This window comes from Pseudomonas sp. GW460-LB5, from assembly GCF_059423245.1.
The window spans coordinates 104,099-126,051 of the sequence record NZ_JBWKXT010000004.1; the positions used below are offsets into that span (position 1 = coordinate 104,099).

Annotated in this window: 18 protein-coding genes, 1 tRNA gene and 2 pseudogenes; 9 read left to right on the top strand and 12 right to left on the bottom strand. The window is 63.5% G+C overall.

The features are described 5' to 3' along the window. Positions 1–45: 45 nt before the first annotated feature. Positions 46–122 (bottom strand) — tRNA-Arg (locus AC07XM_RS05105). A 270-nt stretch (positions 123–392) separates the two neighbouring features. Here AC07XM_RS05105 and folD point away from each other — a divergent pair. Further along, positions 393–1,247, top strand: coding sequence for a bifunctional methylenetetrahydrofolate dehydrogenase/methenyltetrahydrofolate cyclohydrolase FolD (gene folD, locus AC07XM_RS05110; RefSeq protein WP_016485882.1), 855 nt, complete (start codon positions 393–395; stop codon positions 1,245–1,247). 115 nt (positions 1,248–1,362) lie between these two features. On the opposite strand, the gene AC07XM_RS05115 is transcribed toward folD, so the two are convergent. The 3 genes and pseudogenes from AC07XM_RS05115 to AC07XM_RS05125 all read right to left on the bottom strand — a co-directional run. Then, positions 1,363–3,051 carry a putative bifunctional diguanylate cyclase/phosphodiesterase gene (locus AC07XM_RS05115; protein WP_016485881.1) on the bottom strand — a complete coding sequence of 563 codons (1,689 nt, stop codon included), beginning with the start codon at positions 3,049–3,051 and terminating at the stop codon, positions 1,363–1,365. 13 nt (positions 3,052–3,064) lie between these two features. After that, a pseudogene (locus AC07XM_RS05120) lies at positions 3,065–3,550 on the bottom strand (methyl-accepting chemotaxis protein); the annotation flags it as partial. 798 nt (positions 3,551–4,348) lie between these two features. After that, positions 4,349–4,630 (bottom strand): annotated as a pseudogene (locus AC07XM_RS05125) (PAS domain-containing protein); the annotation flags it as partial. Positions 4,631–5,088: 458 nt separating this feature from the next. Here AC07XM_RS05125 and AC07XM_RS05130 point away from each other — a divergent pair. From AC07XM_RS05130 to AC07XM_RS05145, 4 genes are all read left to right on the top strand, one after another. After that, positions 5,089–6,402 (top strand): C4-dicarboxylate transporter DctA, encoded by a 1,314-nt coding sequence (locus tag AC07XM_RS05130; protein ID WP_016485879.1) that lies wholly within the window; start codon positions 5,089–5,091, stop codon positions 6,400–6,402. A gap of 44 nt (positions 6,403–6,446) precedes the next feature. Beyond that, positions 6,447–7,151 carry a FadR/GntR family transcriptional regulator gene (locus tag AC07XM_RS05135; protein ID WP_016485878.1) on the top strand — a complete coding sequence of 235 codons (705 nt, stop codon included), beginning with the start codon at positions 6,447–6,449 and terminating at the stop codon, positions 7,149–7,151. A 16-nt stretch (positions 7,152–7,167) separates the two neighbouring features. After that, the gene (locus AC07XM_RS05140) at positions 7,168–7,836 is read left to right on the top strand and encodes a GntR family transcriptional regulator (protein ID WP_016485877.1); all 669 of its coding nucleotides are present in this window, start codon (positions 7,168–7,170) and stop codon (positions 7,834–7,836) included. A gap of 122 nt (positions 7,837–7,958) precedes the next feature. Further along, the gene (locus AC07XM_RS05145) at positions 7,959–9,020 is read left to right on the top strand and encodes a hypothetical protein (protein ID WP_016485876.1); all 1,062 of its coding nucleotides are present in this window, start codon (positions 7,959–7,961) and stop codon (positions 9,018–9,020) included. A gap of 15 nt (positions 9,021–9,035) precedes the next feature. Here AC07XM_RS05145 and AC07XM_RS05150 read toward each other — a convergent pair whose 3' ends face one another. Beyond that, a complete protein-coding gene (locus tag AC07XM_RS05150; protein WP_016485875.1) occupies positions 9,036–9,464 on the bottom strand; it encodes a PACE efflux transporter in 429 nt (142 codons plus the stop codon). Between the two features lie 100 nt (positions 9,465–9,564). On the opposite strand from AC07XM_RS05150, the gene AC07XM_RS05155 reads away from it, so the two are divergent. Together AC07XM_RS05155 and mcpA are read left to right on the top strand one after the other, a co-directional pair. Next, positions 9,565–10,443 (top strand): LysR family transcriptional regulator, encoded by an 879-nt coding sequence (locus tag AC07XM_RS05155; RefSeq protein WP_016485874.1) that lies wholly within the window; start codon positions 9,565–9,567, stop codon positions 10,441–10,443. Positions 10,444–10,585: 142 nt separating this feature from the next. Beyond that, the gene (gene mcpA, locus AC07XM_RS05160; RefSeq protein WP_102689531.1) at positions 10,586–12,472 is read left to right on the top strand and encodes a methyl-accepting chemotaxis protein McpA; all 1,887 of its coding nucleotides are present in this window, start codon (positions 10,586–10,588) and stop codon (positions 12,470–12,472) included. A gap of 84 nt (positions 12,473–12,556) precedes the next feature. On the opposite strand, the gene AC07XM_RS05165 is transcribed toward mcpA, so the two are convergent. Then, positions 12,557–12,934 (bottom strand): RidA family protein, encoded by a 378-nt coding sequence (locus tag AC07XM_RS05165; protein ID WP_023047830.1) that lies wholly within the window; start codon positions 12,932–12,934, stop codon positions 12,557–12,559. 296 nt (positions 12,935–13,230) lie between these two features. Here AC07XM_RS05165 and AC07XM_RS05170 point away from each other — a divergent pair, with 296 nt between their 5' ends. Then, positions 13,231–14,016, top strand: a complete 786-nt coding sequence (locus AC07XM_RS05170; RefSeq protein WP_016485871.1) for a sulfite exporter TauE/SafE family protein — start codon at positions 13,231–13,233, stop codon at positions 14,014–14,016. 3 nt (positions 14,017–14,019) lie between these two features. On the opposite strand, the gene AC07XM_RS05175 is transcribed toward AC07XM_RS05170, so the two are convergent. The 5 genes from AC07XM_RS05175 to AC07XM_RS05195 all read right to left on the bottom strand — a co-directional run bounded on the left by AC07XM_RS05175 (position 14,020) and on the right by AC07XM_RS05195 (position 19,208). Continuing rightward, a complete protein-coding gene (locus AC07XM_RS05175; RefSeq protein ID WP_023047829.1) occupies positions 14,020–14,559 on the bottom strand; it encodes a histidine phosphatase family protein in 540 nt (179 codons plus the stop codon). A gap of 111 nt (positions 14,560–14,670) precedes the next feature. Further along, complete coding sequence (locus tag AC07XM_RS05180) at positions 14,671–15,009, bottom strand: DUF3325 domain-containing protein (RefSeq protein ID WP_023047828.1); 339 nt, start codon at positions 15,007–15,009, stop codon at positions 14,671–14,673. Next, positions 15,006–16,526 carry a PepSY-associated TM helix domain-containing protein gene (locus AC07XM_RS05185; protein ID WP_102689530.1) on the bottom strand — a complete coding sequence of 507 codons (1,521 nt, stop codon included), beginning with the start codon at positions 16,524–16,526 and terminating at the stop codon, positions 15,006–15,008. The genes AC07XM_RS05180 and AC07XM_RS05185 overlap by 4 nt, the downstream gene beginning before the upstream one ends. After that, on the bottom strand, positions 16,523–16,810 hold the full coding sequence (locus AC07XM_RS05190) for a hypothetical protein (RefSeq protein ID WP_016485867.1): 288 nt from the start codon (positions 16,808–16,810) through the stop codon (positions 16,523–16,525). Before AC07XM_RS05190 ends, AC07XM_RS05185 begins: the two co-directional genes overlap by 4 nt. 157 nt (positions 16,811–16,967) lie before the next feature. Further along, entirely contained in the window at positions 16,968–19,208 is a 2,241-nt protein-coding gene (locus tag AC07XM_RS05195) for a TonB-dependent siderophore receptor (RefSeq protein ID WP_102689529.1), read from the bottom strand. Positions 19,209–19,497: 289 nt separating this feature from the next. Between AC07XM_RS05195 and AC07XM_RS05200 the strand changes: the two genes are divergently transcribed. Continuing rightward, on the top strand, positions 19,498–20,781 hold the full coding sequence (locus AC07XM_RS05200) for an arsenic transporter (protein ID WP_016485865.1): 1,284 nt from the start codon (positions 19,498–19,500) through the stop codon (positions 20,779–20,781). A gap of 72 nt (positions 20,782–20,853) precedes the next feature. Here the strand turns inward: AC07XM_RS05200 and AC07XM_RS05205 are convergent, their stop codons facing one another. Then, on the bottom strand, positions 20,854–21,930 hold the full coding sequence (locus AC07XM_RS05205; RefSeq protein ID WP_016485864.1) for a beta-keto acid cleavage family enzyme: 1,077 nt from the start codon (positions 21,928–21,930) through the stop codon (positions 20,854–20,856). Positions 21,931–21,953: the final 23 nt, after the last annotated feature.

Sequence of the window (21,953 nt, forward strand, 5' to 3'; positions counted from 1 at the left end):
CACCATATTGCATTACAACTTTACTTGCTTGCCCAAGCTGCCTAATGGCGCACCCGGCAGGACTCGAACCTGCGACCATCCGCTTAGAAGGCGGATGCTCTATCCAGCTGAGCTACGGGCGCTTAAGCTTGAAGCCTAACCGAACAAGTCATTAACAGGTAACTGCTAAACCACTCATTCTGCCCGACTTAGCCAACCAGTGCTAGGCTGTGCCCGACAAGTGCGGCGAATCTTATAGGCGACCCCGAAAGTCGTCAACACCTTTTTCAAAAAAATTTAAATTATTTAAGGGGTTAGGGGATTTGCCCGACCACCCGCCTTTGCCCTTGGCGCGTGTCGTGCGAGAATACGCGTTCTTTATTGTTTCCTTCTCGATGGTTAATCACGCGTCTATGACTGCACACCTAATCGATGGCAAGGCGATCGCCGCCAGCCTGCGCAAGCAGATCGCTCAACGTGTCGTGGAGCGTCGCCAGCAAGGCCTGCGTACGCCGGGCCTGGCAGTGATCCTGGTCGGCACCGACCCCGCCTCGCAAGTCTATGTCTCGCACAAGCGCAAGGACTGCGAAGAGGTCGGTTTCATTTCGCAGGCATTCGACCTGCCCAGCGACACTTCGCAGCAGGCCCTGACCGAGCTGATCGATCGCCTCAACGACGACCCGGCCGTAGATGGCATCCTGCTGCAACTGCCGCTGCCGGAGCACCTGGACGCCTCGCTGCTGCTCGAGCGCATTCGCCCGGACAAGGACGTGGACGGCTTCCACCCGTACAACGTAGGCCGCCTGGCCCAACGCATCCCGCTGCTGCGCCCATGCACACCGAAAGGCATCATGACCCTGCTGGAAAGCACTGGTCAGGACCTGTACGGCATGGATGCGGTCATCGTCGGCGCCTCCAACATCGTGGGTCGCCCGATGGCCATGGAGCTGCTGCTGGCCGGCTGCACCGTGACCGTCTGCCACCGCTTCACCAAGGACCTGGCCGGCCATGTCGGGCGTGCCGACCTGGTGGTTGTGGCTGCCGGCAAGCCGGGCCTGGTCAAGGGGGAGTGGGTCAAGGAAGGCGCCATCGTCATTGACGTGGGCATCAACCGCCAGGAAGACGGCAAGCTGGTGGGCGACGTGGTCTACGAGACCGCCCTGCCGCGCGCTGGCTGGATCACCCCGGTGCCGGGTGGCGTCGGGCCGATGACCCGGGCCTGCCTGCTGGAAAACACGCTGTATGCGGCGGAAGAGCTGCATAAGTAACAGTACGTGATGTGAAAACGGCACCTCTGGCAGGTGCCGTTTTTTTTGCCCATAAGCAATGCGCTGGCAGCACGCTGGCAGGCCTGAGTCTTTACCACCCTCCGCGGGTGGCCGCTCAGGGCTGGCGCCACTGCACCGGCTGCCGGTAGGCCTGCGCCCAGGCTTGCACTTCGCCGGCCGGCATCGGCCTGGCAATGCAATAACCTTGCGCCAGCTCGCAGCCCAGGCCCATCAGCACCCTGCCGTGCTCCACACTCTCCAGCCCTTCGGCTACCACCTCGCGACCGAAGGCTCGCGCCAGGCCGATGACGGCGGCGGTCAGCGCAAGGTCGTCCTGGTCGTGCAGGATGTCGCGCACGAACGACTGATCGATCTTGATCGTCTGGGTGGGCAAGCGTTTCAGGTAACTCAACGACGAATAGCCGGTGCCGAAATCGTCCAGCGAAAAGCGCACGCCCAGTGCACGACAGGCATCCAGGCAGCGGCTGACGTGCTGCAGGTTGTCGATGGCCACTGACTCGACGATTTCCAGGTCAAGCCGGGACGGGTTCACCTCCGGGTACTCTGCCAACAGCTGCTGCAGCCGCTCGGTAAAGTCACTGCGCTGTAAATGCCGCGCCGCAATATTCACACTCAATGACCAAGGCTGCCCCTGCCGCCCCCAGGCCTGCAACTGACTCAGCGCCTGGCCGATCACCCACTCGCCGATTTCAACGATCAGGTCGGTCTGCTCAACCCAAGGCAAAAAGTCGCCGGGCGGCACCACGCCCCGGCCAGGCCGCTGCCAGCGCAGCAAGCCCTCGAAGCCCAGCACCTGACCACTGCGCAGGTTCACCTTGGGCTGGTAATACAGGCACAGCTCGCGGTCGGTCAGTGCCCGTCGCACCCGCGCCACCGTCTGGTGGGTAGCCTTGAGCTCCTGCTCCTGCGATACGTCGAACAGGTGATAGCGGTTGCGCCCGCGCTGCTTGGCCAGATACATGGCCTGGTCGGCGTGGCGTACCAGCGTATCGGCATCTTCGTCATCCTGCGGGTACAGGGTCACGCCAATACTGGCGCTAAGCGACAGCGTGTGTTCACGTACCACACAGGGCGCCGCCAATGCCCGCAACACCCGCCTCAGGGCTGCATGCAGCTGGCGCTCATCATCAACATGGCGCAGGATCAGCACAAACTCGTCACCCGACAACCGGGCCACGGCATCACCCCCTCGCAGGATACCCTTCAAGCGCTGCGCCACTTCCACCAGCAGCAGGTCGCCCACGGCATGCCCGTAACCGTCGTTGACCGCCTTGAAGCCATCCAGGTCGAGCATGCACACCGCCAGCGAGATGTCTTCGCGGCGTGAGTAGGCCAAGGCCTGGTTCAGCAGGTCGGAGAGGTAGGCACGGTTGGGCAGGCCCGTCAGCACATCGTGACCCACCCGCCACTGCAAGGTATGCAGCAACTGGCGCTTCTCGGTGACGTCAAAGCGAATCGACACATACTTGCGCACCTGGCCAGTCAGCGGATCGACCAGTGGCACCATGGTGCTGTCGACCCAATACAGCGAACCGTCTCTGGACCGGTTGCAGATCTCCCCCTTCCACACCCGCCCGGCGGCGAGGGCGCGCCACATGCCGACAAAGAACGCCGGCTCGTGCAGGCCGGAGTTGAGGATGCGGTGGTTGGCGCCCAGCAGCTCCTCACGGCTGTAGCCCGAGATGCTGCAGAACTGCTGGTTGACGTAGGTGATGTTCCCACGCAGGTCGGTTTCGGAAAAGATCGCGGCCGCATCTACGGCCGCGCGATAGTTATCATCCATAAAGCATCCTGCCTTAGCGGTTGAAGCGCTCCACCAGGGCGCGCAATCCGGCGCACACCTGTTCCAGTTCGGCGCCGCGTGAGGCGGCGGCGTTGGCGCTGTGAGCGCTATGCTGGGCAATTCCGGCTACGCCGTTGATCTGCCGCGAAACGTCTTCTGCCACCGCCGACTGCTGCTGCGAGGCGGTCGCCATCTGCTGGCTCATGTCACTGATACGCTGCACCGCGTCACGAATGCCATGCAATGCCTGCCGGGCTTCCTGGACCTGAGCAACACCTTGCTCGGCGCCAATGATGCCTTGGCTGGCAATGGCCACGGCCTCCTCGGCGCCAGTGCGCAAGGTGTCGATGATGGCCTGGATGTGCAGTGTTGACTGGCGGGTCTTGTCAGCCAGTGCACGTACCTCGTCGGCAACCACGGCGAAACCACGGCCTTGTTCGCCCGCACGCGCAGCTTCAATGGCTGCGTTGAGGGCCAGCAGGTTGGTCTGTTCGGCAATACCGCGGATCATCCCGGCAGCTTCGGCGATGGCACCGGTCTGACCGGCCAGGTGGCTGACCGCCTGGTTGATCTGGGTTACGGTGCTGGCCAAGGTGCGAATCGCCGCGCCACTGGCATCGGCCACCTGGCTACCCTGTTCGGCCAACTGGTGCGCAGTGCGGGCTTCGGCAGCAGTCAAGTGCACGTGGTTGGCCACTTCACCGATGGAGGCCGCCATCTGGTTCATCGCTGTGGCACTCAGATCGGTTTCTGCGCGCTGCTCCAGCGACGCCGCCTCAGTGCTGCGTGACAACTGCCCGGCATCGTGGGCCGCCACGGCCATTTGCCCGGCCAGGTCGCTCAACCGCGTCAACGCGGTTTTCAGGCGGGCTTCTTCGCTGATCAGCATCAGTTGCAGTTGCCCGGCAGCGCCAGGCAGGTCGCTGTAGGTCAAGGCCGCGACCGGGTCGGCGAAGGTACCTTCGGCCCCCTCGACCACCTGTTGCATCCGGCGTCCGATGGCGTTGTGCGCCCACAGCCCGTAGGCCAGGAACAACCCCACGGTCAGCCCCTGCCCCACCAGGCCAGGCCACAGCTGGTTGGCGCCCAGCGCCAGCAGCCCACCGGCCAGTGGCAAGGCCAAGGCCTGCACCAGCATGCTCAGCCGGCGCGGTACCGACAGTGTCGCCTGGCCGGCACGCATCCGCGCATACAGGGCCTCGGCGCGTGTCACCTGCTCACGCGTGGGGCACACCCTTACCGACTCATAGCCCACCACCCGCCCACCTTCGAGGATCGGCGTGACATAGGCGTTGACCCAGTAGTAGTCGCCGTTGCGGCAGCGGTTCTTGACGATACCCATCCAGCTCTTGCCAGCCTTCAGGTAGCGCCACATCAGTTCGTACACCGCCGGCGGCATGTCCGGGTGGCGCACCAGGTTGTGCGGGCTGCCGATCAGTTCAGCGTCGCTGTAGCCGCTGATGGCGGCGAATTCGGGGTTGCAATAGGTGATCAGGCTGGCGGTATCGGTAGCGGAAATGAGCCGCTGATCAGAGGGAAAACGTTGCTCGACCGGGGTTACCGGCAAGTTGAGACGCACAGTGAGACTCCATTCATGGGGGGTGCCAGGCGGCTGCTACCGAGCGTTTTGCGGGATAAATAATCCCGCAAACACCTGCTTGGTGACTGCCCAGTCAGGCGCGGATTCTACGAGCCCCAACACATAAAGCAAATAAACCTTACGGATCATGGCGTTATCTATTATTCAAGGCTCTCGGCTGGGCTTGGCAAGCTGATTGCAAAGCCCTTGAGGCGCTGGTCAAGCCCTGCACAATTTCGTACGCGCCACCTGCATGGCGCGCACCGAACTAGAGCCTGGCAAGCCAGAGTGCCCCATAACTGGTCAGACCGGTAAGGCCAAAAACCCTTGCAATGTCGGATTTTTCGCGCTTTTATGGCTTCGCGCTGAACAAACCGGTAAGACCACAATAATTAAGTCCTGCGCTCTTTCGCCCCGTGCGGCTACCGAAGCAAGGACACCGATCAGAGACTCCCCCCATGCTCAAATGGTGCTCGCGTTCGATATTCCTGCAAGTCGTGCTCGGCCTTGCCCTCGGCATCGCCTGCGGTCTCAGTTTTCCCGACCTTTCCCTGCAACTCAAACCCCTCGGCGACGGGTTCATCAAGCTGATCAAGATGCTCATCGGCCTGATCGTGTTCTGTGTGGTGGTGAGCGGCATCTCGGGCGCGGGCGACCTGAAAAAGGTCGGACGCATCGGCCTGAAGTCGGTGATCTACTTTGAAGTGCTGACCACTCTGGCGCTGGTGATCGGTCTGGTGTTCGCTTTCAGCAGTGGCATCGGCAGCGGTGCCAACATCCACCTGGACCAGTTATCCAGCGCCGATGCCAATGGCCTGGCCGAGCGCGGCCAGCACATCCATGGCGCCACGGCGTTCTTCATGGACCTGATCCCCACCTCCGTGGTAGGTGCCTTCGCCGACAACAACATTCTTCAGGTACTGCTGTTCTCGGTGCTGTTCGGTAGTGCACTGAACCTGGTAGGTGACTCGGCCGCCGGTATCTCGCGGCTGATCAACGAGCTGAGCCATGTGATCTTCCGCATCATGGGCATGATCGTACGCCTGGCCCCCATCGGCGTATTCGGCGCCATCGCCTTTACCACCAGCAAGTACGGCCTGGAATCGCTGCAACACCTGGGCGGCTTGGTGGCATTGTTCTACCTGACCTGCGCCGGCTTCGTGCTGATTGTGCTGGGTACGGTGATGCGCCTGTCGGGGCTGAAACTGCTGCCGTTGATCAAGTACCTGCGAGAGGAGCTGACCATCGTCCTTGGTACCGCGTCTTCCGACGCTGTGCTGCCCCAGATCATGCGCAAGCTGGAGCACCTGGGCATTGGCAGTTCCACGGTCGGCCTGGTGATCCCGACCGGCTACTCGTTCAACCTCGACGGTTTCTCCATCTACCTGACCTTGGCCATCGTGTTCATCGCCAACGCGACCGGCACGCCGCTGGAAATGACCGACCTGCTGACCATCCTGCTGGTGTCGCTGGTGACTTCCAAGGGGGCTCATGGCATCCCAGGCTCGGCACTGGTGATCCTCGCCGCCACCCTGACTGCCGTGCCGGCAATCCCGGTGGTAGGCCTGGTGCTGGTGCTGGCGGTGGACTGGTTCATGGGCATCGGCCGGGCGCTGACCAACCTGATTGGCAACTGCGTGGCCACCGTGGCCATCGCCCGCTGGGAAAAGGATATTGACCTGGAACGCGCGCAGAACGTGCTCGACGGCAAGCTCGGCTTTACCCCAACCCCGCGCAAACAGCCCAATACGCACCATCAACAGGAATTTTGACCGAAAGTGGCCGGCGATGACGCCGGCCCTTGCAGGAGCGAACCGTGATCAGCTCATCGACCGTCGTCAACTCAGTGGTGGAAAAACTGCGCCAGGCCCTGGCCCGGGGCCAATGGCGCACCGGCGACATGCTGCCGGGCCAGCGCGAGCTGGCCGAACAGCTGGGCATCAGCCGGCCCAGCCTGCGCGAAGCGGTGACCGTACTGGAAACCTTGGGCCTGGTGCGCTCGCTGCCGGGCAAGGGCGTCCTGGTGCTGGATGCCGACGCCGTCACTCAGGAACAGGGCATGGACACCGGTGCTGCGGCCAGCCTGGCCGATGTGCTGGAGCTGCGCTACACCCTCGAGCCTTTCATCGTCGGGCTGGTGGCGCAGTCGGCCAATAGCCAGGACGTCGGCCAGTTGCGCCTCACCTTGATGGACATGCGTGAAGCGCTGGAGGCCGATGACAGCGAAGCCGGGGTAAAAGCCTACATCGCTTTCCATGAGGCGCTGTTCACCCTGACCACCAACCCGATCTTCCAGAGCGTGGTGCAACAGACCGGTAATGCCTTGAAGCAAAGTGCCGACATGCTGCGCAATTCCCCCGAACACCTGGCAGCACGGCTCAAGGAAAACGAAGCCGTGGTACGCGCCATTCGCGAACGCAACAGTGCCCAGGCCAGCGCCCAAATGCGCCAGCACATTCTGGCCGAAGGCCAACGCATGGGCATCCCGCTGAACATCCCGGACGAACACCCGCGCCCATGACCCCAGGAGAGCGACCATGAATGCCGCCCCCCACCTGCCAGCCCTGCTGGCTGCTGGCGAAACCCGTCTGTCGGCCGAGCAAATCTACCCTCGGCTGTTCGACGCCATTCTCGAACAGCGCCTGCCACCGGGCGCCCTGTTGCCCGAGCAGGCGCTGGGCCATGCCTTTGGCGTCAGCCGCACCGTGATACGCCGTGTGCTTGGGCGCCTGTCCGACCAGCAGGTGGTGGTGCAGCGGCCCAGCCACACCGCGCACCTGGCGGCGCCCGACCCGGACCAGGCGCGCCAGGTACTCAGTGCCAGACGCCTGGCCGAAACCACGCTGATCACCTTGGCCGCCCAACGCGCTCGGCCGGCGCAGGTGCGCCAGCTGCGGCAACTGGTGGAACGCGAACGCCAGCACCATGAAAGCGGCGAACGGTGCGCGGCAATCCGCCTGGGCGGCGAGTTTCACCTCAAACTGGCGCAGGTGGCAGCCAATGCGCCACTGGCGCGGTTTCTCAACGGCCTGGTTCCAATGACCTCGCTAATCATTGCCCGCTACGAATCGCCGTGCTGCGACCACTGCGCCTGGCAAGAACATGCGGCGATCATCGATGCCGTGGAGCAAGGCGATGCCGAGGCGGCGCTTGGGCTGATGCACAAGCACCTGGACCGCCTGGAACAAAAGCTCGACCTGAACTAGCCGCTCATGCTGACGCGGTCCCTGTAGGACCGCGATGACCGGGCGATGGGCTGCACAGCAACCCCACTCACCCGGCCCTATACTGCGAGAACCACCCCAGCCTCTACCAGGGAGGCGGCCGCGTGAGTTCTCGAATCCTTCTGTTGCTGTGCCTTCTGCTGGCCCTCACCGGTTGCGCGGGCAAGCGCCCACCAGCCCCGCCGCCCCCTGCGGTGCTCACCCCGGCCACCTGGCAACGCATCGATCAGGAATTGATCGACGCCTCGGTCGGCGCAGCCGGCTCGGCCAATGACTATGCACGGCGCTCCATGCGGGTGTGGCGGGAACAGGTACAACAGCGCACCGAAAGTGACTTCATCCCCTGGTTCACCGGCTACTGGACCCAACAGTGGCTGACCCTCAAGGTGGCCTGGTACAAACTCGACAGTGGCACAGGCCGGGAGCCGGCAGAAAAGCGCCTGGCCCTGTACCTGCAGGAGCAATACCACGTGCGGGTGATCGAGCCGGTGGCCGAACAGATCAACCCCGAGGGCATCCGTGACCGGGCCTGCGAGCTGTACCTGCAACTGTTCGGCCAGCAACTGCCAGCCATCATCAGCCGCTACAACGCGCCGCCCGAGCAGCTCAGCCAGCGCCTCAACCGCATCCCCGCCATCGCCCTGGGGCCACCGGATGCCCGCAATGCCAGCCTGTATCAACTGCTACGGGCCAAGCCGCTGGACCAGCAGCCGGCCTGGCAAGCCATGCGCCAGCACCTTCATCAACTGGCCAGCAAGGGCCCCGGGAGAACCGATGTCGGGCTTAATTCGGTGGCCACCCAGGCGAGCGACAAGCTCGGCGCTACCCTGGCCCCACGCGGCATCGCCAGCGCCGTCGCATCAGCAGTCGGCAAAGTGGCGGGAGCGATGATTTCAATCGCCGCGGCCGGCTACGGCATGATGACCCATGACCGCGAACAGCCGCAGATGGTCGAGCAGTTGCGGGTGATCCTCAACGTGGCACTGAACCAGGAATGGCAGGAGTTGATGGAGAACCGCCAGAGCGGGGCAATGGCGGGGGTGTATTACCTGTCGGGGCAGGTTGAGGACAGCTTGCTCGCCAGCGCACCACGGCCAGTTGAACAACCGGTGGAACAGCAGGTAAAGCAGCAGCAAGAACCTTTGATCATCCGCCTGCCGCCTTAGTGGGTACAGGCTGGATCAAGCAGCAGCCATGGCAGAACGTGGCAGCCCAAAGACCCGGTCGAACGCCCAGTTGTAGGCGAAGGTGTAGCACGGCACCAGAATGATGAACGCCATATCGACCAGCAACGCCTCCATCAGCGTCATGTCCAGCCACCAGGCAATCAGCGGGATCAGGTACACCACCAAGGTCAGCTGGAAACCGATGGCATGCGCCACTCGGCGCGCCACGCTGCGCCCGCGCCTGGCCTGGCGGCTCTCCCAGTACTCGAACAGGGTGTTGTAAATCAGGTTCCAGAGCATGGCGATGGTGGTGATCATGACCGCCAGTGGCCCGGTATGCGACGCCTGGGTGTCCGACAGGTAGGCCAGGCCGAGGGTCGACATGCACAGCCCGATCAGCTCATAGAAAGTCACGTAGACCAGTTTGCGTTTTAGTCCCTGCATCGGGATTACTCCAATGACAAAAGCGATGGGGCGCGATCATGCGTCATCATGCTTGACAGCAAAAGTCAGCGGCTGTCAGATCTACTGACAGGAGGCTGCCATGAATTTTTCCAGCGACAACATCCAGCTGTTTCTTGCCGTACTCGACCGCGGCTCGTTTTCCGCCGCCGCACGCGCCCTCCAGCGGGTGCCTTCGGCCGTGAGCATGGCCATCGGCAATCTTGAGGCCGAGCTGGGCTACAGCCTGTTCGAGCGCGGCTCACGTGAGGTTCGCCCTACCGCAAAGGCTTTGGCCCTGGAGCCACACGCCAGGCTGATTGCCGAACAACTGGGGCTGCTACAAGTGCATGCCCTGGAGCTGTCCCAGGGGTTGGAAAGCAGCCTGAGCGTGGCCGTTGTGCCAGACATCGACCACCGCCCGTTGCTGGCGGCCATCGCCAGCCTGGGCGAGCGCCACCCGTTGCTGGATATCGCCCTGCTCAGCGCCCCGCAGGAAGAAGCCCTGCACTTGCTGGACAGCGGGCGGGCCGACCTCTGCGTGGCCTTTGCCGGCCTGCAGGTCGATGCCCGCCGAAGCTTCCAGCACATCGGCGTGGAGTCGCTGGTGGCCACGCTGTCGCCCACCCACCCGGCCTTGCGCGAGGGGCGCATTCACTACCTCGAAGACCTGACCCGGGTGCGTCAGATTCTGGTGCGCAGCCGCGACCTGCCGCTGGCTGACCCGCGCCCGCTGATCGGCGCCACACACTGGTCCACCGACAGCTTCGACCTGGCGTTGCAAATGGTGGAAGCCGGCCTGGGCTGGGGCGACCTGCCACTGTCACGGGTCGCGCCGCGGCTGGCCAACGGGCGCTTGGTACGCCTGGATTTTCGCAATACCCGCAACGAGTTGCAGTTGCCGGTACACATTTTGTGGCGCAAACAACAACCGCTGCAGCAGGCCGCACGGCTGTTGATCGAACAGCTGACGAATCAGTGACTGCCGTCTGTCGAAACGCCCAGAAGAAATTACTGTAAGTGCTTCAATCTTTTACCCCTTGAGCCGATATCTCGGTCGACAGGCACCGCATCGCGTCATGAGCGTGCTGCGCCCTCCCCTCATTGGCTCAAGGTCTCGAAACATGAACCTGAAATTTCGCCACAAGATCCTGCTCAGCGCCTGCGGCGTCGTGGTCCTGGCATTTGCCCTGTTCACGCTCTACAACGACTACCTGCAACGCAACACGATCCGCCAGAACATCGAAGCCTCGGTACAGCAATCCGGCGCACTGACTGCCAGCAGCGTGCAAAACTGGATGAGCGGGCGCATCCTGGTGCTGGAAAACCTGGCCCAGGATATCGGCCAGCAAGGCACCGGCGAGACCCTGGCCGGGCTGATCGAGCAGCCTTCCTACACGCGCAATTTCCTGTTCACCTACCTGGGCCAGGCCAACGGTGTGTTCACCCAGCGCCCGGATACCCAGATGCCTGCCGGTTACGACCCTCGCCAGCGCCCGTGGTACGGCGCCGCCGCCAGCGCCGGGCAGACTGTGCTGACAGCCCCCTACCAAGGCGCTGTCGGTGGCCTGATGGTGACCATCGCCACCCCGGTGAAGCGCAAGGGCGATGGTGAACTGATAGGTGTGGTCGGTGGCGACGTGACTTTGGACACGCTGGTCGAGATCATCAACTCGGTCGATTTCGGCGGCATCGGCCACGCCTTCCTGGCCGACGCCAACGGCCAGGTGATTGTCAGCCCCGACAAAGACCAGGTGATGAAGAACCTCAAGGACATCTATCCGGGCAGCAACCTGCGGGTTGCCGCCGGCATGCAGGATGTCATCCTCAACGGCCAGGACCGCATCATTTCCTTCGCCCCGGTGGCCGGCCTGCCGTCGGCACAGTGGTACATCGGCCTGTCCATCGATAAAGACAAGGCTTACGCGGCGCTCAGCCAATTCCGCACCTCGGCGATCATCGCCATGCTCATTGCCGTGGCTGCCATCGCCGGCCTGCTGGGCCTGCTGATCCCGGTGCTGATGCGCCCGCTGACCACCATGGGCCGCGCCATGCGCGACATCGCCGAAGGTGAAGGCGACCTGACCCGCCGCCTGACCGTGCAAAACAAGGACGAATTCGGCGAGCTGGCCACCTCGTTCAACCGCTTTGTCGAACGCATCCATGCCTCCATCAGCGAAGTGTCCTCGGCCACCCGCCTGGTGCATGACCTGTCGGAAAAAGTGGTCAGCGCGTCCAACGCGTCAATCAGCGGTTCTGAAGAACAGAGTATGCGCACCAACAGTGTGGCCGCGGCCATCAACGAACTGGGGGCTGCCACCCAGGAAATCGCCCGTAACGCCGCCGATGCCTCGCAGCATGCCAGCGGCGCCAGCGAGCAGGCCCACGGCGGGCGTGCAGTGGTCGAGGAAGCGATCAGCGCCATGACCGCCCTGTCCCAGCGCATCAGCGAGTCCTGCGCGCAGATCGAAACGCTTAACGCCAGCACCGACGAAATCGGCAAGATCCTCGATGTGATCAAGGGCATCTCGCAGCAGACCAACCTGCTGGCACTGAACGCCGCGATCGAGGCCGCCCGTGCCGGTGAGGCCGGCCGTGGTTTTGCCGTGGTGGCCGACGAAGTGCGCAACCTGGCACACCGCACCCAGGAATCGGCCGAAGAGATCCACCGCATGATCACCAGCCTGCAGGTAGGCTCGCGCGAAGCGGTGCACACCATGAACACCAGCCAGGTTTCGAGCGAGCAGACCGTGCAGGTGGCCAACCAGGCCGGCGAACGCCTGGCCAGCGTGACCCAGCGTATTGGCGAAATCGATGGCATGAACCAGTCGGTGGCGACCGCCACCGAAGAGCAGACTGCCGTAGTCGAGAGCCTCAACCTGGACATCACCCAGATCAACGCCCTGAACCAGCAAGGCGTCGAGAACCTGAACGAGACACTGCTGCACTGCGATCAACTGGCTCAACAGGCTGGCCGCTTGAAGCAGCTGGTAGGCAGCTTCAGGATCTAAGCCATGTCATAGACGGCAACAGCCACTGCCTGTTGCCGCCTCTTAGAAAAAATGGGTTATTGATTTGCAAGGGACTCAGCTCGGTCAGGCTTCGCCGACAAACGCCTGCACTTCAATTTCCACATCCACCCCCAGCGCCAACGCCGAGGCCACAGTCGAACGCACTGGCAGCGCCGCGCCAAAAAACTCCTTGTAGACCTCGTTGAAACCGGCAAAGTGGCTCATGTCCGACAGCCAAACCGTGGCCTTGACCACTTGATCGAAGCGCGCGTCGCAGGCCGCCAGGCTTTCGGCGATGCGCTCGCAGGCTGCGCGGGTCTGGGCCTGGATATCACCGCGCACTACTTCACCACTGGCGCTCATCGGCACCTGGCCGGAGAGGAACAGAAACCCCCCGGCCTTCACTGCACGGGAAAACGGAAACGGCAGGCTACTGGGGAAACGCTGGATGTCATTGCTCATGGGATGCTCCTTTCGAGGTTGCTGGAAACGGGCCGGGGAAGGTGGGGGCGCTGCGCCGGCAAGGTGACAGGCCGACCCTCGCCATGCCGCACTGATCGGCTCCGGTCCAAGCCCGGATTATCGCCCGCGAACGGGCGCCAGTTCGACGATTTTATCTGCAACCCCGGGCAAGCGTTCGCCCGGGGCCTGAACACATGCCGGTTATAACCTAATAACGAACAAGTCTATTTGGCTATAAAAAAATCTATATGCTGGCTGCATCCGATAACGGGCAAAGATGGGCAGTCGAGTAGCGTATGGATGTAGGTTCTTTCGGTTTCACCATTGCGGGCCTGGTCGTGGGTTTCATCGTCGGCATGACCGGCGTCGGTGGCGGCTCGCTGATGACCCCGATCCTGTTGTGGTTTGGCATCAACCCGGCTACGGCCGTTGGTACGGACCTGCTCTATGCAGCCATCACCAAGGCCAGTGGCGTCTGGGTGCATGCGCGCCACAAGAACATCGACTGGAAGATCACCGGGCTGCTCAGCCTGGGCAGCGTGCCCGCCGCAGCACTGACCCTGTGGTTCCTCAGCACCCTGCACACCGACACCTCGGCGCTTAACGCCATCATCAAGCAAGGCCTGGCAGTGGTGCTGATCCTCACCGCGCTGGCCATTCTGTTCAAATCGCGTCTGCAGGCCTTTGCCAGCCGCCATGCCAGTGACCACTATCACCTCAGCGACCGCAGCCTGAACACCCTCACCGTAGTCACCGGCGTGGTGCTGGGGGTTATGGTCACCCTCACCTCCATCGGTGCTGGCGCCCTGGGCACCGTGGCGCTGTTCCTGCTGTACCCGTTTCTGGTCACCCGCCGCCTGGTCGGTACGGAAATCGCTCACGCGGTGCCGCTCACCCTGGTAGCAGGCCTGGGCCACGCGGGCATGGGCAACATGGACTGGTCGCTGTTGGGCTACCTGCTGCTGGGCTCGCTGCCGGGCATCTACCTGGGCAGCCACCTCACCGGACGGATCTCGGACCGCGTACTGCGCCCGTGCCTGGCGGCGATGCTGCTGCTGATCGGCTACAAGCTGGCGTTCTGACCCTCAGCCCAGGCGCAGGCGCCACTGCCCGGTAAAGCTCAACTCGAGGCGCGAAAGCGGCGGCACGTCGACACGCTGGCTAGCCTGCATCGGGCACCCCAACACCTCTACCAACACGGCGCGCATCACCATCGGGTGAGTCACTGCCAGCCACTCACCCGGCGTGTCGAAGGCCGCCAGCCAAGCGGCCACACGCTGGCATACTCTCGCGAAAGATTCCCCCCCATGCACCGCACTGGCCGGGTCCTGCAGCCACTGCGCCAACGCCTGCGGTTGTTCGGTTTGCAACTGCTTCAGCGGCAAACCCTGCCAACGCCCCAGGTCGCAATCGGCCAATGCCGGCTCGATCTGCACCGGCCCCGACCACCACGCCGCCGTCTCGCAGGCTCGCCGTTCTGGCGCAGTCAGCATTTGCACGCCGGGCACGATGGCGTCGGGCTCTTGGGTCAACGGCAAGATGGCGTCATCTGCACGGTGCAGGCGCCCGGTCTTCTGGGCCTGGGTCAGGGCATGGCAGATCAGGGTCAGGCGGACGGCTTTCACCGGGGCTCTCTCGCAGCAGGCAGGGGCCCATGGTTTAGCATGCTGCGAGGCGTTTGGCTGCAACATTGTCGCCACCCGCACAAACGCGTATCCCTTGTAGGCGCGCTCAGTTCATAGATAGGTAACCACCTGCGCCAAACCCCACACCGGCAGCGCCCCCACCAATCCCACCGCCAGCCGTGGCCAGTACGGCAGTAACATCACCAGCACCAACCCCGCCAGCGACAACACGCCGAACCAGGCCACCGGCCCCATGGCCCAGCCCCAGGACTGGGCGCACAGCGTCAGGCTCGCCAGCAACGCCAACCAACCGGCACTGCGCAGGCTGATACTCCAAACGCGCGGGCAGGTGCGATTCCACACCTGTTTGTAATGCCGCTCCAGCCCCTGGCACAGCCCGAGCATACCGGCATAAGCGAACAGCACTGCGCCTGCAATCCACATCATCATGCCTCGGCCTCCTGTTGCCGGCCTGCCCGGGCCTTGCGCTGCACCGGTTGTACTTGCCGCACCCGCCAGGCCACCAGCCCAATCAACACGCCCAGCACCAACGCACAGGCCGCTACGCCCAGGCGCATGGCGTCTTCGAGGCCGCCAAACGCACCCAGGCCGATGCACAGCAATGCCGTCAGCAACAGTTGCTCGGCCCATGCACGGCGTGCCGGCCTGACACCCGCATGCAACAGCGCCAGCAGCCATACACCAAAGAACGCACGTACTTCCCAGCTCTCCCGCTGTAGCAGTTCCACCGGCAACAAGCGGCTGACCCACAGCAGCCCGACGCATGCCAGTAGCAAACCGCTGATGAAGCCCACGTTGCACACCTCGGCCACCCGGTACCAGCGCCGTGCCGAAGCATCGGCAGTGGCACTGACATACTTGCGCCCGCGCTTTACGCAGAACAGCACCAGGCCGCTGGCGATCATCAGGCAGCTGACCAGCCCGCACACGAAGTACAACCAACGCATCGGGTAGCCGCCAAATTGGGCAAAGTGCAGCCCGACCATGACCCGCTGGGTCAAAGGCACCGCGCGCCACTCAGGTACGTCGCTGAGCAGTTGCCCGCTGACGCCATCGAAGACCATGGCCTGCCCCTTGGCCAGGGCAATCCGGTTGCCCAGCTCGGGGCGGATTTCAACGCGCGCCGCCGCCGTGTTCGGGTTGCGGATGTTCAAGCCGCCGATCGGCCCCAACCGCGCCTCGGCCTGGGCCAACAGCGGGGCTACATCCACCAGCGCGGCCGGCTGCCTGGCCAGGCCACGGGGCTGTTCCACGCGGGCATTGCCTTGGGCCTGGAAGTAGGCGCGTGCGTCGCCGGCAAAGAGCGCATCGACCCCGGCGGGGATGTAGATGAGCATGAAGATCACCAGGCCGGTGTAGGTGATCATCAGGTGGAACGGCAGCAACAGCACCGCGCTGGCGTTGTGGAAATCCAGCCACGAGCGCTGGCCCTTGTTCGGCCGGAAAGTAAAGAACTCCTTGAAGATCTTCTTGTGGATGACGATGCCGGTCACCAGTGCCGCAAGCATCACCAGCGCCAGCGCACCGACCACGAAAATACCCCAGTTGCGTGGCAGGTCGAGGGTGAAGTGGAAGCGGAAGAAGAAGTTGCCGCCGACACTGTCACGCACCTCGATGGCCTCGCCGGTGCGCGGGTCGAGCTGCACGCCACCGCCGTGGCGGCGCTCGCCGGTAGAAACGCGCAGCCCTGGCGCGCGTTCGCTCGGCAGGCTGATGCCCCAGTTGCCTGCTTCTGGTTCATGGGCCTGCAGGTAGTTGATAGCGCGCCGGGCAGCGTCGGCCTGGGGCACCTGGGTGGCCGGGATTTCCGGCTGCATCCAGTGGTTGAGCTCCTTGTCGAACACCGCCAGGGTGCCGGTGACGAAGATGGCGAACAACAGCCAGCCGAAGATCAGCCCGGCCCAGGTATGCAGCCAGGCCATCGATTGGGTGAAGGTATTCTTCATGTCAGCCGCTCCATTACCTGGGGCCAGAAACCGATCAGGGCAAGGGGCACGGCCAGTGCCAGCGGCGCCCAGGCGCGCAGGGCATCACGGCAGGCGAAGGCCCAGAGCATGGCAACGGTGTAAAAAATGAACGCCGGCAGGGTCGCGACGATGACCGCATCGGCGGCAGATAGCGGCAGGATGCGGGCCAGGCAGGCACTGGCGGCGTAGCTGAGGGCGTAGCCGCCGAGCAACGCGGCGGCGCTGCGAGAGAGTAGTTGTAGCCAGGCAGGGGCTTTGATCATCGGAGGGTTCCTTGAGGTCCGGTGATGAGGCCAGGGCTGTGCGCAGCCCAATCGCCGGCAAGCCAGCTCCCACAGGCCCCGCACAGCATTCGAGGGCTGTGCGGTACCTGCAGGAGCGGCCTCGTGTCTCGATCGGGCCGCGAAGCGGCCCCCGCTGTCAGAAGTTGATATTCAGCGCAGCAAACACCGCCCTGCCCGGCTGGTTATACGTGTTGGCCCCCGAACTGCTGGCGTTGCCGCCACGCAGGATCTGCTTGTCGAACACGTTGTTCACGCCCACCCGCACGTCGTAGTTGGCGTTGAACTTGTACCCGGCGCTCACATCCACCAGGCCATAGGCCTCGACGTCCTGCTGCGCGGCCTTGTCGTAGTCTTGCTGGGTGCGGTAGTTGTAGGTCGGCGATTTCTGCTTGCCAAAGTAGGTGCCCGCCACCTGGAACGACAGCTGCTCGGTGGCGCGCCAGTCCAGGGTGGTGTTGACGGTATATTCCGGGATCACCGACAGCGGTTCGCCAGTCTCGCGATTGTCGTTGTCGAGCATCCAGGTCAGGTTGGTGTTCCAGTCCAGGGTCGGCGTCAGCTCGATGAAGACGTTGCCTTCGATCCCTTCCACCCGCGCCTTGCCGGCGTTTTCCCACTGGGTCACGCGGCGGCCGCTGTTGATGGCATAGAGCACATCGGTACCGCCGATGATCTTGTTCTTGTAGTCATTGCGGAAGTAGGTGGCGCTGGTACGCCAGGTGCCGCGGTCGTACAGCAGGCCAATCTCCTTGTTGACGCTGATTTCCGGCTTGAGGTCGGCGTTACCCTGCAGGTAGCAACCACCGGAGTTGGTCTGCCCCACACTGCAACCTTGGCCGCGGCTGTAGAGCAGGTAATTGGGGTTGGACTGGTACAGGTTCGGCACCTTGTAGGCGCGAGCAATGCCGCCTTTGACCGACAGCGCCTCGGTGAGCTTGTGCGACAGGTTCAGGCTGGGGCTGAAGTTGTCGCCAAACATCTCGTGATGGTCAAAACGCAAGCCAGGCGTCACCGTCGTGTCGCCGATGACGATATTGTCCTCGACGAACAACGCGTAGCTTCTGGCGGTCATCTTCGATTCGCTGCGGTCGAAACCGCTGATCGCGTCATTGCCCGACCCACTCGGGTCGAAGCTCTGCGGACGGAACGAGCCTTGGTCGTTGAGCGACTCGTACAGGTACTCGCCCCCCAGGGTCAGCACATGCTCGGTGCTGCCCAGGGCGAACGGCAAGTTGACCTCACTGTTCAAGCGCGTGTTACGCAACCGCGACATCGCCGCGCCGCTGTCGTTGATCGCCCCTTCCGGGCCACCAGCCAAACCCTCGTTGAGGCGCCAGTTGCGCACGTATTCGTAGGCCAGTGTGGTCTTGCTGGTACCCCAGGTGAAGTCGCCCAGGTGGGTCAGGTCGTAGGTGCTGCGCTGCATGACGTTGGTTTCGTGGCCATACAGGCTGGAAATCAGTGCGACGTCGCTGCCGCCGTTGCTGTTCATGGTGTCGCCCGCGTAGATATTGCCTTGGCGGCTGTAGCCGGCACTGGCTTCGAAGCGGTGCTCGTCGTTCAACTTCCAGCTGAGCAGGCCGTTGATGTCCTTGTTGCGCACCCCCTCGCGCCCGGCAACCAGTGCGCTGTTGGCGTGGCTGGCGTTGATATCGAGGTCGTCAGCGTCAGACTTGGCCAAGCCGCCGAACAGCCGGAAACCAAGGTTATCGGTGAGGCCGCCACCGAGGTTGAAGTTGGCGCGCCGGCTGGCACCCTCGGCACCGTCTTCCGGCAACTGGGTGAACAGGCTGACGCTGCCCTTGAGCTCGTCGGTGGGGCGTTTGGTGATGATATTCACCACCCCGCCCATGGCGCCGGAGCCGTAGCGAGCGGCGGCTGGGCCACGCAAGATCTCGATACGCTCGACGGCCTCGGCGGGCACCCAGTTGGTTTCACCACGGGTATCACGGTCACCGTTCCAGCCATAACGCACAGCGTTGCGGGCGCTGGAGGGCTTGCCGTCGATGAGGATCAGGGTGTTTTCCGAGCCCATGCCGCGCAGGTCGATCTGGCGGTTGTTGCCGCGCGCGCCGCTGGCGCTGTTGCCGGTCAGGTTGACGCCGGGCTCGCGGCGGATGATATCGGACAGGTCATTGGACGGCGGGTGGCGCTTGATGTCGTCGGCGGTGATGATCGACGAACCCAAGGCCTGACGCGCCTCGCGCTCGGCGGTGATCAGGGTGTCCTGAATCACCAGCGCGTTGTCGGCAACCGGCACTTCCAGCACCTCACCCGTACGCTGCTCTTCAGCCTGGGCCGCGGTGGCCACCATGGCCGGTGACGCCAGCGCCACGAACGCCAGGGCCAGGCTGTTGGGTGAAGTTCTGCACTGCATGGGTACATCTCCTGCGATTCATGAGCGAAACGGCACATCCCTGTCGCAAACCGGGAGCCCTCGCCCACCGGCCTCGCAAACACAGTCTGGTGGCCAACAGGGGTGGTAAATATAGGGAATTGCAAATGAGAGTAAATCGTATTTACGAAGTTTACATGTTTGTAACCGAACTTTGCTGAAGCGCGCGGTAGAGCGCCGTATTCCCGCTCACACAGAATCCTGGCCATGCTGCAGTAATTGGCTGCTGCACTGGCTACACTGGCCTTCCTCTAACCCGAGCCATCTGTTCATGCTCCCAGCCACGCTGATTTTCCTGTTCACCCTGACCCTGGTCATCTGGCAACCCAAAGGCCTCGGCGTCGGCTGGAGTGCCACCTTCGGTGCGCTTCTGGCCCTGCTGTGCGGCGTGGTGTCACTGCACGATATCCCCACCGTCTGGGCAATCATCTGGAACGCCACCGCCACCTTCATCGCCCTGATCGTCATCAGCCTGTTGCTGGACGAAGCCGGTTTCTTCGCCTGGACGGCGCTGCATGTGGCGCGTTGGGCCCGAGGCGACGGGCGTCGCCTGTTTGCCTTCATGGTGCTGCTGGGGGCAGCGGTATCCGCGCTGTTCGCCAACGATGGCGCAGCCCTGATCCTCACCCCCATCGTCATGTCGATGCTGCTGGCGCTGCGCTTTTCCCCCACGGCAACCCTGGCCTTCGTGATGGGCGCCGGTTTTATCGCCGACACCGCCAGCCTACCGCTGGTGGTATCGAACCTGGTCAACATCGTGTCGGCGGACTACTTCGGGCTCGGCTTCAACGCCTACGCCGCCGTGATGGTGCCGGTGAACCTGGTGGCGGTCGCGGCCACGCTGCTGGTGCTGTGGCTGTATTTTCGCCGCGACATCCCGCTGCGGTACGCCACCGACGACCTGCAAGTGCCTGCCCTGGCAGTGCGCGATCGCGCCACGTTCCGTGCGGGTTGGGTGGTACTGGTGGTGTTGCTGGCCGCGCTGTTCGTGCTGGAACCGCTGGGCATCCCGGTCAGCGCCGTGGCCTCGGCCTGCGCCGCCGTGCTGTTTGCCGTGGCCGCCCGCGGCCACGTGATTTCAACCCGCCGCGTGCTGCGCGAAGCACCGTGGCAGATCGTGGTGTTCTCACTGGGGATGTACCTGGTGGTGTACGGGCTGCGCAATGCCGGCCTGACCGACGCCCTTGCCGGGGTACTGGACTGGCTCGCCGGGCATGGGCTGTGGGCGGCTACGCTGGGCACCGGGCTGATTGCAGCGCTGCTTTCGTCACTGATGAACAACCTGCCCAGTGTGCTGATCGGCGCCTTGTCGATCCATGCCAGCGAAGCTCAGGGCGTGGTGCGCGAGGCGATGATCTACGCCAATGTCATCGGCTGCGACCTGGGGCCGAAGATCACCCCGATCGGCAGCCTGGCCACGTTGCTGTGGCTGCATGTGCTGGCGCGCAAAGGGGTGGTGATCGGCTGGGGGTATTACTTCAAGGTCGGCGTACTGCTGACCGTGCCGGTGCTGCTGGTGACCTTGGCGGCCCTGGCACTTTGGTTGAGTGTTTGAGGTTGCCGAGCAGCTGGCTCCAATCCCTGGAGCACAGCTTCAGCCAGCGCAAAACCTCTCGTCAACCAATGCTCAGTTGCCGTCAGCGGTTTCAGCCGTCTTGCGCAAGAAGCCCTGCTGGCCACCGTTGCGGTTTGGCGCGAACCCATTGGCCTGCAGGCTTTCTTCGACGGTGTCGTAGAACACGCCGATCTTGCTGATTTCGCGGGCTTGCCTGGCGGTGGCGATCGGCCGACCGAACTCGCGCGACATGCGCACCAGCTGCTCGATCTGCTGCACCGTGGACATCTTCTCGGTCTGCGCCTGGTTCCACAGGTTGTCCTCGATGCCGCAGCGCACGTGCAGGCCCATGGCGATGCCCATCATGTTGATCGGCAGCACGTTGCGCATCGAGCTTTCCACGGTGAGCACGGCGCCGTCCGGCACGGCCCGCACGATGTTGGCGAGGCTGTAGATGTTCGGCACGTCCATGCCGCCGCCGATGGCCACCCAGTTCATCACCAGCGGGCCTTTGTAGATGCCACGGCGCATCAGGCGCTCGACCGACTCGAAACTGTTCAGGTTGTAGCACTGGAAGGCACTCTGGATACCCGCGGCGCTAAGGCGGCGCACGTGCTCCTCGACCCAGCCGGGCTGCGCGGGCACGGTCATTTCCTTGTAGGCCTCGTACACCGCCGGGTCTTCCATCGAAGTCCCGCGCACATCCTGATAGCCCCAGTGCTCGACCACGTTCATCTGCGAGGTGTTGACCGTCACCGTGACCTGATCGGGCTTGGGATCGAGCTCGGCCAGCATGTGGCGAGTATCGTCGCTCAGCCACTTGGCCGCAGCGCCTTCGGTCTCGGGGGCAAAGCTGATCGAGCCCCCCACCTGGATGATCATTTCCGGTACCGCTTCACGCACACCGGCAATCAACTCGTTGAACTTGGACAGGCGCTTGGAGCCCTTGCCATCCAGCTCGCGCACATGCAGGTGGAGCACCGTGGCACCGGCGTTGTAGCAATCCACGGCCTTCTGTACCTGCTCGGCCATGGTCACCGGGATGTCCTCGGGGAAGTCGGACGGCACCCAGGAAGGCGCATAGGGCGCTGCGGTGATGATCAACGGCTGCTGGTTCTCGGTGAACAGGTGGCCATCAAGGAAGTTCATGGGGTGTTCCTTATATTGGGATT

What these genes read in the sequence shown, in the direction of transcription:
- folD (WP_016485882.1), top strand. Translation starts at nt 393, where the DNA reads ATGACTGCACACCTAATCGATGGCAAGGCGATCGCCGCCAGCCTGCGC.
- AC07XM_RS05115 (WP_016485881.1), bottom strand. Translation starts at nt 3,051, where the DNA reads ATGGATGATAACTATCGCGCGGCCGTAGATGCGGCCGCGATCTTTTCC.
- AC07XM_RS05130 (WP_016485879.1), top strand. Translation starts at nt 5,089, where the DNA reads ATGCTCAAATGGTGCTCGCGTTCGATATTCCTGCAAGTCGTGCTCGGC.
- AC07XM_RS05140 (WP_016485877.1), top strand. Translation starts at nt 7,168, where the DNA reads ATGAATGCCGCCCCCCACCTGCCAGCCCTGCTGGCTGCTGGCGAAACC.
- AC07XM_RS05150 (WP_016485875.1), bottom strand. Translation starts at nt 9,464, where the DNA reads ATGCAGGGACTAAAACGCAAACTGGTCTACGTGACTTTCTATGAGCTG.
- AC07XM_RS05155 (WP_016485874.1), top strand. Translation starts at nt 9,565, where the DNA reads ATGAATTTTTCCAGCGACAACATCCAGCTGTTTCTTGCCGTACTCGAC.
- mcpA (WP_102689531.1), top strand. Translation starts at nt 10,586, where the DNA reads ATGAACCTGAAATTTCGCCACAAGATCCTGCTCAGCGCCTGCGGCGTC.
- AC07XM_RS05165 (WP_023047830.1), bottom strand. Translation starts at nt 12,934, where the DNA reads ATGAGCAATGACATCCAGCGTTTCCCCAGTAGCCTGCCGTTTCCGTTT.
- AC07XM_RS05170 (WP_016485871.1), top strand. Translation starts at nt 13,231, where the DNA reads ATGGATGTAGGTTCTTTCGGTTTCACCATTGCGGGCCTGGTCGTGGGT.
- AC07XM_RS05180 (WP_023047828.1), bottom strand. Translation starts at nt 15,009, where the DNA reads ATGATGATGTGGATTGCAGGCGCAGTGCTGTTCGCTTATGCCGGTATG.
- AC07XM_RS05185 (WP_102689530.1), bottom strand. Translation starts at nt 16,526, where the DNA reads ATGAAGAATACCTTCACCCAATCGATGGCCTGGCTGCATACCTGGGCC.
- AC07XM_RS05190 (WP_016485867.1), bottom strand. Translation starts at nt 16,810, where the DNA reads ATGATCAAAGCCCCTGCCTGGCTACAACTACTCTCTCGCAGCGCCGCC.
- AC07XM_RS05195 (WP_102689529.1), bottom strand. Translation starts at nt 19,208, where the DNA reads ATGCAGTGCAGAACTTCACCCAACAGCCTGGCCCTGGCGTTCGTGGCG.
- AC07XM_RS05200 (WP_016485865.1), top strand. Translation starts at nt 19,498, where the DNA reads ATGCTCCCAGCCACGCTGATTTTCCTGTTCACCCTGACCCTGGTCATC.
- AC07XM_RS05205 (WP_016485864.1), bottom strand. Translation starts at nt 21,930, where the DNA reads ATGAACTTCCTTGATGGCCACCTGTTCACCGAGAACCAGCAGCCGTTG.